The organism is Bacteroides intestinalis DSM 17393 (assembly GCF_000172175.1).
Taxonomy (GTDB): domain Bacteria; phylum Bacteroidota; class Bacteroidia; order Bacteroidales; family Bacteroidaceae; genus Bacteroides; species Bacteroides intestinalis.
In genome coordinates this window covers 825,394-839,581 of sequence record NZ_ABJL02000008.1, presented here as the reverse complement: position 1 = coordinate 839,581, position 14,188 = coordinate 825,394, and the positions used below count along the sequence as shown (strand labels likewise).

At 42.0% G+C, this 14,188-nt stretch carries 13 protein-coding genes; 6 read left to right on the top strand and 7 right to left on the bottom strand.

Annotation, left to right across the window (positions count from 1 at the left end; genetic code table 11):
* Positions 1–82 precede the first annotated feature (82 nt).
* Genes BACINT_RS12990 through BACINT_RS12980 form a run of 3 tightly spaced genes read left to right on the top strand, consistent with a single transcriptional unit; the run spans position 83 to position 4,565 of the window.
* Positions 83–1,570 carry an arabinan endo-1,5-alpha-L-arabinosidase gene (locus BACINT_RS12990; RefSeq protein ID WP_007663846.1) on the top strand — a complete coding sequence of 496 codons (1,488 nt, stop codon included), beginning with the start codon at positions 83–85 and terminating at the stop codon, positions 1,568–1,570.
* 26 nt (positions 1,571–1,596) lie between these two features.
* The gene (locus BACINT_RS12985; protein WP_007663844.1) at positions 1,597–3,579 is read left to right on the top strand and encodes an alpha-L-arabinofuranosidase C-terminal domain-containing protein; all 1,983 of its coding nucleotides are present in this window, start codon (positions 1,597–1,599) and stop codon (positions 3,577–3,579) included.
* Between the two features lie 5 nt (positions 3,580–3,584).
* The gene (locus tag BACINT_RS12980; protein ID WP_044155239.1) at positions 3,585–4,565 is read left to right on the top strand and encodes a glycoside hydrolase family 43 protein; all 981 of its coding nucleotides are present in this window, start codon (positions 3,585–3,587) and stop codon (positions 4,563–4,565) included.
* A gap of 120 nt (positions 4,566–4,685) precedes the next feature.
* Here BACINT_RS12980 and galK read toward each other — a convergent pair whose 3' ends face one another.
* Genes galK through BACINT_RS12965 form a run of 3 tightly spaced genes read right to left on the bottom strand, consistent with a single transcriptional unit; the run spans position 4,686 to position 8,380 of the window.
* On the bottom strand, positions 4,686–5,840 hold the full coding sequence (galK, locus tag BACINT_RS12975; protein WP_007663840.1) for a galactokinase: 1,155 nt from the start codon (positions 5,838–5,840) through the stop codon (positions 4,686–4,688).
* 54 nt (positions 5,841–5,894) lie between these two features.
* On the bottom strand, positions 5,895–7,238 hold the full coding sequence (locus BACINT_RS12970) for an MFS transporter (RefSeq protein WP_007663838.1): 1,344 nt from the start codon (positions 7,236–7,238) through the stop codon (positions 5,895–5,897).
* Between the two features lie 44 nt (positions 7,239–7,282).
* Complete coding sequence (locus tag BACINT_RS12965; RefSeq protein WP_044155238.1) at positions 7,283–8,380, bottom strand: aldose epimerase family protein; 1,098 nt, start codon at positions 8,378–8,380, stop codon at positions 7,283–7,285.
* Between the two features lie 200 nt (positions 8,381–8,580).
* Between BACINT_RS12965 and BACINT_RS12960 the strand changes: the two genes are divergently transcribed.
* Positions 8,581–9,555, top strand: a complete 975-nt coding sequence (locus BACINT_RS12960; protein WP_007663835.1) for a type I phosphomannose isomerase catalytic subunit — start codon at positions 8,581–8,583, stop codon at positions 9,553–9,555.
* A 68-nt stretch (positions 9,556–9,623) separates the two neighbouring features.
* Here the strand turns inward: BACINT_RS12960 and BACINT_RS12955 are convergent, their stop codons facing one another.
* The 3 genes from BACINT_RS12955 to BACINT_RS12945 are packed head-to-tail and all read right to left on the bottom strand — an operon-like array spanning position 9,624 to position 10,499.
* The gene (locus tag BACINT_RS12955) at positions 9,624–9,908 is read right to left on the bottom strand and encodes a hypothetical protein (RefSeq protein WP_007663834.1); all 285 of its coding nucleotides are present in this window, start codon (positions 9,906–9,908) and stop codon (positions 9,624–9,626) included.
* Positions 9,892–10,257: a phage holin family protein gene (locus tag BACINT_RS12950; protein WP_044155033.1), complete on the bottom strand. Its 366-nt coding sequence runs from the start codon at positions 10,255–10,257 to the stop codon at positions 9,892–9,894. Before BACINT_RS12950 ends, BACINT_RS12955 begins: the two co-directional genes overlap by 17 nt.
* Before the next feature lie 32 nt (positions 10,258–10,289).
* Positions 10,290–10,499, bottom strand: coding sequence for a YtxH domain-containing protein (locus BACINT_RS12945; protein ID WP_007663832.1), 210 nt, complete (start codon positions 10,497–10,499; stop codon positions 10,290–10,292).
* 350 nt (positions 10,500–10,849) lie between these two features.
* On the opposite strand from BACINT_RS12945, the gene BACINT_RS12940 reads away from it, so the two are divergent.
* Positions 10,850–11,260 carry a lipocalin-like domain-containing protein gene (locus BACINT_RS12940; protein ID WP_007663830.1) on the top strand — a complete coding sequence of 137 codons (411 nt, stop codon included), beginning with the start codon at positions 10,850–10,852 and terminating at the stop codon, positions 11,258–11,260.
* A gap of 49 nt (positions 11,261–11,309) precedes the next feature.
* On the top strand, positions 11,310–11,816 hold the full coding sequence (locus tag BACINT_RS12935) for an SPOR domain-containing protein (protein ID WP_021967826.1): 507 nt from the start codon (positions 11,310–11,312) through the stop codon (positions 11,814–11,816).
* Between the two features lie 191 nt (positions 11,817–12,007).
* Here BACINT_RS12935 and BACINT_RS12930 read toward each other — a convergent pair whose 3' ends face one another.
* Positions 12,008–14,158 carry a polysaccharide lyase 8 family protein gene (locus BACINT_RS12930; protein WP_007663827.1) on the bottom strand — a complete coding sequence of 717 codons (2,151 nt, stop codon included), beginning with the start codon at positions 14,156–14,158 and terminating at the stop codon, positions 12,008–12,010.
* Positions 14,159–14,188: the final 30 nt, after the last annotated feature.

The following is a 14,188-nucleotide window of genomic DNA, read 5'->3' as shown; positions in this document are numbered from 1 at the left end:
TCCACCTTAAATATCCATTTGTCCACCTTCCGGTATTCAGCAGGGCGTATTTTTGCAACAGAATTTATTATTTGCTGATATTATGAGAAACTTACTACACGTAGCTGTACTGCTGATGGGCAGCCTGTTTGCTGGTTGCACCTCTTCTGTTTTTGCCCCTATTGATTCACCTAATCCGTGGGCAGATGATTACTCTCCATTATCTTCCATGGAGAATTACCAATTATGGGGAACCTACAACGTGCATGACCCGTCTTGCCATAAGATAGGCGATTATTACTATATGTATTCCACGGATGCTATCTTCCGGGAAAATCGTAAAGAAGCAAAAGAAAAGGGTGTGCCTTTGGGCTTTATTCAGATGCGCCGTTCCAAAGATCTGGTGAATTGGGAATTTCTGGGTTGGGCATTGCCCGAGATTCCGCAGGAAGCGGTAGAGTGGGTACGCTCTCATGCAGGAGGGCATGGGGCGACAAATATCTGGGCACCTTATATCATTCCTTATAATAATAAGTATAGATTGTATTACTGTGTTTCAGCGTTTGGACGAAAGACTTCCTATATCGGATTGGCAGAATCAGATTCGCCCGAAGGTCCTTGGACGTTGGCCGGGTGTGCTGCTAAGACAGATGATACGACAGCCATGAATGCTATTGATCCCACTATTACTGTAGATCCTTCAAATGGTAAGTGGTGGATGCATTACGGTTCATTCTTCGGTGGTCTGTATTGTGTGGAACTGAATCCGGAAACCGGTCTTCCTATGCTGGATGGTGACAGGGGGCATCTGGTAGCCCGTCGCGCCAATTATAAAAAGGATAATCTGGAAGCTCCGGAAATTATCTATAATCCGGATTTGAAAGAATACTATCTGTTTGTATCATACGATCCGTTAATGACAACCTACAATGTACGTGTAGGACGTTCAGACAAAGCGGAAGGACCGTTCATTGATTACTTCGGAAAAGAGCTGAAAGATACGACGAATAACTTTCCTATCCTGACAGCTCCTTACCGTTTCAAGAGCCATCCGGGTTGGGCGGGCACAGCGCATTGTGCTGTATTCACTTCAGATGACGGACAATATTTCATGGCTCATCAGGGACGCTTGTCACCGCAAAACCAGATGATGGATCTCCATGTGCGACAAGTCTTTTTTACTAAAGACGGATGGCCTGTCGTATCGCCTGAACGTTATGCTGGTAGTAATCCCCGGGAGTTCTCTGCGGCAGATTTAGTGGGCGAGTGGGAAATTATCCGTGTACAGGAACCTCTGTATGAACGCAAACTGGAAGCCGGACAGATATTGTGGGGTGAAGGTGAACTGCAAGATGAAGAATGGAACATGTCCCACCTCTTATATCTGGAGAAAGATGGAAAGTTAGGAGAAGATCAAGGAACCTGGGATTTTGCCAAAGAAGACCAATCCTTACAACTGACACTCAATGGAGAAGTGGTGAGGAACCTGATTGTGTTTGCAGGGCACGACTGGGAGAATGAAACGGAAACTGTCCTCTTTACAGGGCTGGATAGCCGTGGGCGCTCCGTATGGGGAAAAAGAACTAAATAACCAATTATAATTTTTATTTTGAAACCATGAAAAGATACACTGGATTATTAGCGGCGCTGACCCTTACCGCAGGTATGGCGCTTCAGGCACAAACCAATGAGTTTGTGATACAAACCAAGAAACTGGGCGCAGAGATTCAGTCTACTATGTATGGGTTGTTCTTTGAGGATATCAACTATGCCGCTGACGGCGGACTTTATGCCGAGTTAGTGAAGAACCGTTCGTTTGAGTTCCCACAACATCTGATGGGATGGAAAACCTTTGGTAATGTAACGCTTCAAGATGACGGTCCTTTTGAAAGGAATCCGCACTATGTCCGTTTGGCTGACCCGGGCCATCCGCATAAGCATACGGGATTGGATAATGAAGGTTTCTTCGGTATCGGTGTAAAAGCAGGAGAGGAGTATCGCTTCTCTGTTTGGGCACGTTTGCCCCAAGGCGGAACATCCGAAAAAATCCGTATTGAACTTGTAGATACTAAATCTATGGGTGAGCACCATGCTTTTGCTACTGAGACATTGACGGTTGATTCGAAAGAATGGAAAAAGTATCAGGTTATCCTAAAGCCGGGTGTAACTGATCCGAAGGCGACTCTTCGTATTTTCCTGGCATCAAAGGGTACGGTTGATTTGGAGCATGTCTCTCTTTTCCCGGTCGATACCTGGAAGGGACATGAGAATGGTTTGCGTAAAGACCTTGCGCAAGCTTTGGCTGATATCAAGCCGGGTGTGTTCCGCTTTCCCGGTGGATGTATTGTAGAAGGGACAGATTTAGCTACACGCTATGACTGGAAGAAGTCTGTAGGTCCGGTAGAGAACCGCCCGTTGAATGAGAACCGTTGGGAATATACTTTCCCGCATCGTTTCTATCCCGATTATTTCCAAAGCTACGGATTGGGATTCTTTGAATTCTTCCAGCTTTCGGAGGAAATAGGAGCAGAGCCGCTTCCTGTGTTGAGTTGTGGTCTGTCTTGCCAGTTCCAGAATTCTGATGCAGAGGCACATGTGGCTGTTTGCGATTTGGATAGCTATGTGCAGGATGCTCTTGATCTGATTGAATTTGCCAATGGTGATGTGACAACAAAGTGGGGAAAACTTCGTGCAGATATGGGACACCCTGCACCGTTCAACCTGAAGTTCATTGGTATTGGTAACGAACAATGGGGACCGGAATATCCTGAACATCTCGAACCATTTATTAAAGCTATCCGTAAAGCTTATCCCGATATCAAGATTATCGGAAGTTCGGGGCCTGATTCTGAAGGAAAGCAGTTTGAATATTTGTGGCCGGAAATGAAGCGTTTGAAAGTGGATCTGGTGGATGAACATTTCTATCGTCCTGAGAACTGGTTCCTGAATCAGGGAACACGTTATGATAACTATGACCGTAAAGGTCCGAAAGTATTCGCCGGTGAATATGCTTGTCATGGTAAAGGTAAGAAGTGGAACCATTTCAATGCTGCCTTGCTTGAAGCTGCTTTTATGACGGGATTGGAACGTAATGCCGATATTGTACACATGGCTACTTATGCTCCTCTGTTTGCTCATGTAGAAGGATGGCAATGGCGTCCAGATATGATCTGGTTTGATAATCTGAACTCGGTACGTACTGTAAGTTACTATGTTCAGCAACTCTACGGGCACCATAAAGGCACCAACGTACTTTCCCTTACTATGGATAAAAAGCCTGTAGCAGGTACTGAGGGACAGAATGGCTTGTTTGCAAGTGCTGTTTATGATAAGGATAAAAAAGAGATTATAGTGAAAGTGGCCAATACTTCCGATAAAGCTCAGCCCTTATCATTGAAGTTTGAAGGATTGAAGAAGCAAGATGTATTGTCTGACGGTCGTTGTATAAAGCTTCGTTCAACTGATTCCAATAAAGATAATACGATTGAACAGCCATCTGCTATTCAGCCCCAGGAAATTCCGGTTTCTATTGACGGACAGGTACTGGAGGTAGAGCTCGAACCCAATACATTTGCTGTCTACATTTTTAAGAAAGGATGAAATTAATGAATAAAGTAAGGTTAGATAAGGTTAGATTTTTGGTTGTTTCTTTTGTACTGGTAGCCTCACAAGGGCTATCAGCACAAAAAGACACCACTTTTGTAGCGAAAGGAAATCCGATTGTCAAGTATAAATATACGGCTGATCCGGGTGCGATGGTATATGACGGCAGAGTGTATATTTATGCCGGACACGATGAATGTCCTCCACCTGCTGAACATTATCTCCTGAATGAATGGTGTGTCTTTTCTTCATCCGACATGAAGACATGGACGGAACATCCTGTACCTTTGAAAGCTAAGGATTTCTCTTGGGCAAAAGGAGAAGCATGGGCAAGTCAGGTTATCGAACGTGATGGTAAATTCTATTGGTATGTTACCGTGGAGCATAAGGATATTCCCGGAAAGTCTATCGGCGTGGCTGTTTCAGATTCTCCGTTAGGTCCTTTTGTCGATGCACGTGGTTCTGCTCTGATTACCAATAATATGACGGTGGAACGTACTAAAATCTACTGGGATGACATTGATCCGACAATCTTTATTGATGATGACGGGCAGGCGTACCTGTATTGGGGAAATACTCAGTGCTATTATGCCAAACTGAAAAATAATATGATTGAGTTGGATGGTCCGATTGTTCATGTGGATATACCTCGTTTTACGGAGGCTCCTTGGATACATAAACGTGGTGATTGGTATTATCTCTCTTATGCGTCTGAATTTCCCGAGAAGATTTGCTATGCAATGAGCCGGAGTATCACAGGGCCTTGGGAATATAAAGGTATCCTGAATGAAATAGCTGGTAATTCCAATACCAACCATCAGGCGATTATTGAGTTTAAAGGTGACTGGTACTTTATTTATCACAATGGAGGTATTAATCCGACAGGTGGAAGCTATAGACGTTCTGTATGCATAGATCGTTTGTATTACAATGAAGATGGAACCATGAAGCGGATTCAGATGACAACAGAAGGAGTGCAATAGGTTTAGATATTAGAATATACTGAAGGTTAGATTAGTTGATTAGTTTATTTGAAAAGGCTGAAAAGAGAAGGGCGTCTCCCCGTGATGGGAAGACGCCCTTTTAAATTGAGTTGGATGTTTTTAAACTAATCTGCGAGCACCATCGCTGATGACTACATCATAAACTTTAGGGCTTCTACCGAATTTTTCTTTAAACTTATCCTTGGCATTCTGGATGAATGTATCATACAACTCCTCTTTCACCAGGTTGATAGTACAACCACCGAAGCCACCGCCCATAACGCGTGAACCTGTTACACCACAGTCGAATGCAAGATCATTCAGGAAGTCGAGTTCTTCGCAGCTAACTTCGTAAAGTTTGCTCATACCATGATGTGTCTCATACATTTTCTGACCTACCGTTTCGTAATCACCTTTTTCCAAAGCATCACAAACATCGAGTACGCGTTGGATTTCTTCGATTACATACTCTGCACGCATGAAGTCTTCTTCGCTGATTTCAGCTTTTGACTCTTCCAACATCTCCATTGTACAGTCGCGCAGGAATTCTACGTGCGGATGTTTTTTCTGGATAGCAGCAACGGCAGCTTCGCAACTCTGACGACGCTTGTTGTATGCAGAAGAAGCCAATTCGTGTTTAACTACAGAGTCTACCAATACCAAACGATAGCCTTTCGGATCGAATGGGAAGTATTGATACTCCAGTGAACGGCAGTCCAGACGGATAAGGCTGCCTTGCTTGCCAAATACGGAAGCGAACTGGTCCATAATACCACAGTTTACACCGCAATAGTTATGCTCAGTTGCCTGACCTACTTTAGCTAGTTCAAACTTGTCTATCTTGTTGTCACCGAACAGATCATTTAATGCATACGCATATGTACTTTCCAAAGCGGCAGAGGAAGACATACCTGCACCCAAAGGCACATCACCGGAGAAAGCTGTATTGAAGCCCTTTACATCAACGCCACGCTTAATCATCTCACGACATACGCCGAAGATATATCTTGCCCAGCTTGCACGGGGAGCGTCTTCTTCTTTCAAACCGAATTCCACATAATCCTTCAGATCGATGGAATAAGCTTTTACAATGTCTGTGCCATTCGGTTTAATTTCAGCAATCATGCCTTTATCGATTGCTCCGGGGAATACAAAACCACCGTTATAGTCTGTATGCTCACCAATGAGGTTGATGCGTCCCGGAGAAGCATAAACTGCTCCTGTTGTTCCGTCAAAATGCTTGATGAAACGGCTTCTTACGTGTTCTATATCCATAATCTTTTCAAATTTATGAGTGAATAAATTAATTACCTATACCTTTTAATTGCGTTAATCCTCTACTGGGATATCTTTATTTACATTTTTGCAACCTACCAAGCCGTAGAACAGCAGATAAGCAAGAGCTGCGATAATCAACCAGTAGCTGGCCATATAACCTACAGAGTCAGAGATGCTTTGTTGGATCAAAGGCAATACACCACCGCCAACAACCATCATCATAAAGATACCGGATGCTTGTGCTGTATATTTTCCTAATCCTTCTACTGCAAGGTTGAAGATACCACCCCACATTACAGAAGTACAAAGACCACAAAGTACAAGGAACAATGCGCTGACAGGTACTTGTGCCATCATAAATCCTTCACCTACAGTGTAACCGGGCATTGAAACTGTTACATCTTTCGGAGTGAAGATAGCAATCAATACAAAAACAATAGCGGTAGCAGATACAACGATTAACTGTGTACGGCTGGAAACTTTACCACTGATGGCGCTACTTGCAGTACGTCCTACAAGCATTAACAACCAGTAAATGGCAGCAATAGCACCACCGATAGCGGCACCGTTCGTCAGAATTCCGGCACCCTTATCACTTGCATCGGCAAGATAGAAGTTCAGTGTACCTGGGATACCGATTTCGATACCTACATAAATGAAGATACCAACTACACCCAGTACAGTGTGGCGGAAGCTCCATGGACTGTGAGAGAATTTTTCTTTCTTAGCTCCACCTTTCTGAAGGTGTGGTTCGGGGATAGCAACAAAAGAGATGATGATAAATGCAGCTACGAAAACACCCATGGCAACGAAGAGGAGAGGAGCAACATCGGACATGGCTGTCTTGGAAGTTACCGTACCAATCAAAGCACCAACGAAAAGAGGAGTCAATGTACCGGACAGAGAATTAAGAGCTCCGCCTGTTTGAATCAACTGGTTACCTTTGTTACCGCCACCACCAAGAAGGTTCAGCATCGGGTTCACCACTGTGTTAAGCATACAAACGCAGAAACCGCAGATGAATGCACCCAGCAGATAGATGACGAAGTTTAACTTGATGACATATTCACCAAAGGCGAATACTTCGACATTTGCTCCGAATAAACTGGAAAGGTATTGTGTGAACAAACCGAGGAATCCCACTGCCATTGCAATCAATGCAGTCTTTTTGTAACCGATCTTAACGAGCATGTTACCGGCAGGAATTCCCATAAACAGATATGCCAGGAAGTTCATCATATTTCCCATCATACCTAAAGTGTTAGAACCTGCATACTCATTTCTCCATATTGTACCGAATGGCGCAGCAAGGTTCGTAACAAAGGAAATCATCGCAAAAATAAAGAACATGGTAATGATAGCGACAAGATTACCGTTCTGTTTTTGTTGTGTCATGGTTTTTAATAAATTATTAGTTTATAAAATTAGGTTAGTTATATTCATTCTTGTACACCGAACTTGTAAATAGTTACTTGTTGGTATTCGTCGCCCGGAAGCAATACTGCCGACGGGAAATGTGGTTTGTTAGGAGTATCGGGGAAACATTGTGCTTCAAAGCAAACGGCACTTCGTGCAGGGAAAGTAGCTCCATGTGCGCCGGTAAAGCCGCCCAGCCAGTTTCCTGTGTAGAGTTGCACACCGTTTTCTGTGGTGTATACCTCCATGGTACGTCCGCTCTCCGGTTCTGTATAAGTAGCGGCAAGGCTCAATTCGCCACTCTCAGTTTTATTCAGTACATAGCAATGGTCATAACCTGCACCATTCACTAATTGCTGGAATTTGTCATCAATACGCTCACCTATTGTGTGCGGTGTGCGGAAATCCATAGGAGTACCTTCTACCTTCAGGATTTCTCCTGTCGGAATGGACACTTCGTCAATGGGAATATAATGATCAGCGTTGATAGTTATGGTGTGGTTCAGAACCGTAGGGGTGGGATTGGCAATACCTGCCAGATTGAAGAAGCCGTGGTTGGTGAGGTTGACAACAGTTGCCTTGTCTGTGGTAGCTCGGTATTCAATAACCAGTGCATTGGTTTCATCTTCCAGACGATAGGTCATTTCTACTTCCAGATTACCGGGAAAACCCTCTTCGCCATCTGCGGATGTATAGTTGAATACAACAGTCGTCGGATCCGGTTGGACTGCATCCCACACTCTGGCGTGGAAACCTGTAGGTCCACCATGTAGAGAATTCGGTCCATTGTTGATTGTCAGATTGTGCTCTTCACCATAAAGAGTGAATTTTCCTTTGGCTATACGGTTTCCGTAGCGTCCAATAGTAGTGTTGAGGAAAGGTTCGGGGCTGTTGACTACATGGTCTATACTGTCATGTCCCAGAATTACGTTAGCATACTTCCCGTTTTTGTCGGGGACCATAATGGAAAGGATAGCGCATCCGTAGTTAGTTACTGCAACTTCCATTCCCTGAGCATTTTTAAGAATAAATAAATCAGTCTTCTTGTTATTTATATCTTTTTGAAAGTCTTCCTTGTTCAAACCAGACAAGTTACTTTCCGTTGACACGGTGTTTATCATATCCATGGTATAAAATTAAATTTCTTGCAAATAAAAAGAAATTCTTCCGTACTCCCAAGGGTTTATCTTGAAATGTGAAGAACATTTTAGGAAAGTTTAGCGTTTAACATTTACGAGGCGAATTGATATTTTTTGTAAGTTTGTCGCGTTAATTTAAAAAAATGTAACATTTTTATTTAAAGCTCTAACAAAAACTACGAATGTATCCTTTGAAATTTGAGCCTATTCTGAAGCAGACGCTTTGGGGAGGCGACAAGATTATTGCTTTTAAGCAATTGAATGAAACGCTATCCGGAGTAGGCGAAAGCTGGGAAATCTCAGCTGTAGAAGACAATGAGTCTGTTGTTGCCAATGGCCCTGACAAAGGCCTTACACTCCCGGAGATGGTGGGAAAATACCGTCATGAACTTGTCGGTGAAGTGAATTATTCTCGTTTTGGCACAAAGTTTCCCTTGTTAATAAAGTTCATAGATGCCAGATTGGACTTGTCTATTCAGGTACATCCGGGAGATGAACTGGCTAGAAAACGCCATAATTCTTTTGGTAAGAATGAAATGTGGTATGTGGTGTCTGCAGATAAGGGGGCAAAGTTAATTTCCGGTTTTTCTGAGCAGATAACTCCGAAAGAATACAAGGAAAGAGTTTATAATGGAACTTTTGCTGAAGTGCTGCAAACGTGTGATGTAAAACCAGGGGATGTATTCTATGTGCCTGCCGGTCGTGTACATGGTATTGGTGCCGGTGCTTTCGTGGCTGAAATTCAGCAGACTTCGGATATCACTTATCGTATTTTCGATTATAACCGGAAAGACGCAGAAGGTAAATCTCGTGAGTTACACACTACTCAGGCTATCGAAGCCATTAATTTTTCCGATGTACAAGATGATTTCCGTACTGAATACGATCACTTGAAGAACGAACCGGTAGAATTGGTTGCCAGTCCTTACTTCACTACTTCCATCTATGATATGACGGAGGAAATTACGTGTGACTATTCTGAATTGGATTCATTTGTGATTTTCATTTGTGTAGAAGGTGCATGCCACATCACAGACGACAGCCAGAATGAAATTGCTGTTCGTGCAGGTGAAACGGTGTTACTGCCTGCTGTTGTACAGGAAGTGACAATTGTTCCGGAAGAAGGTGGCGTGAAGTTGCTTGAAACGTATCTGTAATCTTAGAATTGAATTAAAACAAAAAAGCTGCACTTTGTAAAGTGCAGCTTTTTTGTTTTAATATCTGTTTATCTTTTGGCAGAGAACATCCTCCTGGCTTTTCTCATTAGTTTTACTCCTAGCATCAATCCGTCGAAAACAGCCATGCCTGTATTAAAGGCACGCATGATAGCATTACCTTTATCAGCGGCGGGTGCAAGCGGAGCAAATAATTCTCTTGCCGTATCCGTCATGATTTCTTTCTGTGCATGTATTTTCTTCCGTAATTCTTTTTTCTGTAATGCAATACTTTCCAGAGTCATGGAAGAAGTATCAGGCATATTATTCATGATGGTATCATTTTTCATTATCATTATCAAAAAACAATCCGGCAATAAAATTCACCATCGGGTTGATGATGAGTTTTTTGCGGAAGGTAATTACTAATAAAACCAGTAGAAGATGGAAACAGGCGATGATGCTGAAGCTTACCATGAGTCCGCCTACGAGTGGATCTAAAATATAAGCCAGCGCAAACGACAAATAAAACAGTGCCACCATGCCTAAAATAATAACCACTGATAATAATATCAGGGCAGAAAGCAGGATTGAGAGTTTCTCAGTTATTTCCAGTTTAGTATATTCTTTTTGTAGGTTCAGATATTTCTTAAACTCAATGAATAACTGCTGGAGGTTGTCAATACTTCTATCGTCTGCAAACATCATAGTGGCTCTGTTTTTTTGTAGATTTTGTTTTATTCGGCTGCTTCGCCTTTAATTTCTGCTGCAATCTCGTCTACCAGATTTTCCATTTCGCTACGGTTCAGGCGAATTCCCTTTTTACGGAGGATTTCTGCAATTTTGTGACGAGTGTCTTCTCCTTTTTCGGGAGCAAATAAAATACCGACGGCTGCACCTATTGCTGCACCGCCCAGAAAAGCTACAAGTACATTTAATCCTTTCATAATGTTCTCCTTTCAATTTTAAAGAGGTTAATACTACAAAACTAACATTTTTCTTTGAATAGTTGTTCACGTAGCTTCTTTTTTTGAATATATTTTTTTCATTTATTTTTTCTTATCCAGTTTCGAAAGGGACCAACTCCGTGTCAAGTCCGTACCAACTCTGTAGCAAATTCGGTTCTATAGACACGGAGATGGTACGGACTTGGTATGTACTTGGTGCGGGGCTGACACGGTTCGGACTGGTTTCTATCGTAGGAAAAAAAGTGCGATTAGTTTAATTTAACTATAAGAGTAACGTTCAGATTGATTGTTCCGCGTACATTTGTCCTATTATTCGGAATATTAGCTACATGAAGATACGAAAAAGAAAGATATTTCTGATTATCGGGTTGGTAATGCTTGTACTGGCAGCTTGTAGTAATGTTGACGGCGATTTAGATAATAAATGGCAGTTAAGGCAGTATCAATATGCTGATGGTTCCATAAAACGGCAAGATAGTATCTTCTATAATTTTCAGAAAGGTAGTTTTTCTGCCATTTGTTTATTGAAAAATGGTAGTTATCAAACGTTTTTTGGGAATTATTCTTTGAAAGGAGATAAAATTTCTATTATTTTGCTGCCTGAAAGTGTAGAGTACGAAAGTTATGCATTCTATATGGGGTGGGAAAATGGAGAACGGACCTTCACGATAGAGGAACTCAGTTCCTCATCCCTCCGTTTGGAGCATGAAGGAGTACGATCTATATTCCGTAAATATTGAATATAGTTAAGATATTGATATAGAATTTATTAACAAAAATGATATGATTATGAAAAAATTAGCAATTTTAGGAATGGGATTGTGTATTGCATTGGCATTCTCTTCTTGCAAATCAAGTGAAAGCGCTTATAAAAAAGCATATGAAAAGGCAAAACAACAGGAACTGGCAGAACCTCAGACTGCTGAACCAGTGGAAGTAGCTCCGACAGTTACTGCTCCGGTAGAAGCAAGAGTAGTGGAAAGCACTCCGGTTGCAACTGCAGGTGTACGTCAGGAAAAAGTAGAAGTAGTATCTGGCGTAGGTGGTTTGAAAGATTACAGTGTGGTTTGTGGTAGTTTTGGTGTGAAAGCTAATGCTGAAAACCTGAAAAACTTCTTGGATAAGGAAGGTTACAATGCTGTTGTTGCTTTTAATTCAGATGCAGCTATGTATCGTGTAATTGTTAGTACTTTTAATGATAGAGCTTCTGCTGCCGATGCACGTGATGCTTTCAAGGCTAAATACTCAAACCGTAAGGATTTCCAAAGTTCTTGGTTATTGTATCGCCTTAAATAATTTGAATTCTTTTTGGTAATTAATAGAAAGGGAAACTCCTCTTTCAAAAACAGGGCAGTAGCTGTGAAGTTACTGCCTTTTTGTATCCGGTTTACGAAGTGAAATAGAGAAGTATCGACCTGATGAAAGATTCAATCAGGGTCGAGACTTCTTTTTGAGGGATTGTGTCAGTTAACTTTTATAAGGTCTGATTATTTAAGCCGGATATCGAAAGTTTGGGTTCTTCCGGCATATATATCGCTATTGCTGAAGTCGCAATTAATAGTTCCTGATCGTTTGGGAGCATCAATCTTTACAGTTATGTTGGACTGTGTCTGTGCAGGATCAGCAATATGAAGTTTTATTTTATCTTTATCAATCTTTTTGATGATTAGAGCACAGCCTTTGTCTACCTTTACTGTCATGTCTTTGTGGGTAAACTCTCCTGCATTATAAAAAATCATCTGCCAGATGTCTGTTTTCTTATTTCTGACTACCTGCACATTTTCTGTATTAGCCAGAATCTCAATATTATTTTTTTGCAGGTAACTCTTCATGTTTTCAGCTGTCCGGATACCAGGTACAACGATATAAGCATAAGTGGCCTGCTCAGGTGTAATACCATGATTAACTCCAAGTGTGAATATCTTTTTTCGGATGATATCTTTGGAAGTGGTATGGTTAATATCGTACCAGTTCCCTTCTTGTTGTTGATTGGCTACAAAGACTTGTTGCCCCTTTGGCAATATGTATCCTATCTTGTTGTGTAGAATCCATTCGGGAGAGGTGTACTCGGTAGTACCATCTTGGATATCAGAGAGCTTTCCTTTCTGGCAGATTATGGGATTCTCTGTAGAAGACAGGCATTGATTGATTGTTGTAAATACGGGATGTTGTGATGTGGAATGTATCCCCGCACCCAGGCATACGACTTCATTGTCGAAAAAGAACCATGCTTTGTGTGCGCTTGTATTGATTTCAGCATAGGAATCTGTATATGAATAAACAGATGCTCCGTATAAACTGTCTGATACACCTCCGGCAAAAGTCGAAGTTCCGGGAGTTTGCCAGTCACTGGCTGCCATGGGAATTTCATCAAGTTGTGGAGCCGTTGTACCGGGAATGCGTGCCCAGTTCCAGACAGGAAAGATTTCGGCATATTCATCTCCGTCGACTACAATGTTGGTACATCCGTCGGACATAAAGTAAGTCTTCAGGTTTTCTCCGTTTCCATATTCGCAACGTGCAGTGCGGGTAGATGCCATGCGAACGTCGAAAGCGTATGTGGGACGTATATGGAGAGTATAATCTCCCCTGAAGTAGTGAGTATGCTTAGACGTGAGTGCATGGTTGGCCGGTTGCTTTCCATCCAGACGGGCGATAATATCCTTAAATTCATTGGCATGATCCGGATCTAATTCAATCATACGTTTGGCGAATAAAGCTGTATGTATCTTCTTTGTGACGCCGGGGCGGCTTACACCTCTCCCGAGTACATCGAATAGCATATATTGCCCCCGTATGGTAGCATAATAGGTTTCGCGCATGAATTTGCTGAGCAATGCTAACTTGTCTTGTGGAATTGCATACTGGGTACCTTTGGTATACATCGCTATTTGGGTAACCCCTTTCAGGATTTCATCCCCATATCCGCCAATATAAAGTTGTCTGCCATGTTGAAAATAGCTGTTGTCGTGTTGAAATCCTTCTTTTGTAGTATATACAATAGGATTGTAGACATTCTCGAGTGCCACTTTCAGGTCAGTTTCATTTTTGGAAAGGCATGCACGATATATCCAGTGCAGGGCAATGTCCGTACGATTGGCGCCAGTCCACTCGGCAGGATCGCCTCCGTCAGTTTTGATTCTTTCCAATATTTTGTTTTCCAATTCCGTATTCAGGTGCTTTTCACCTATACGCAGTTGTATGAGTAGTACTCCCAAACGTTGAGGTTCTGCTATTTGGTTATACCACCAGTTATGACACCAGGGATTACGTTCATGCCAGTATTCCAAGCCTTTCTCTATTTTAGTGAAGAGGCTTTCATCCTTATAATATTTATTTTTAGAATTTGTATAAGCAAAGGCAAAATCGTACAGACGGTCGACGTGTTCCAGAGGAGGCCATTTTGTACGCTGAATACTACTATAATCTACATCTGTGAATGAACCGTCAGTTTCGTTGTATTTCTTTAAGGCTTCATCAATAGAGGGATTTTTAGCAAAGTCGAGCCTGATTTTCTGCATCAGTACTTCAAATTCATCCTCGTTGTCCGGAAGATTGCTATTTGTGGCTACGCTTGCTTTTACCGATATAATACTGCTTATAAAAAGCAAAATTATAAGGTGGATTTTATTTTTCATATTGTTTTTCAAGTTACTATTTTTATGTTA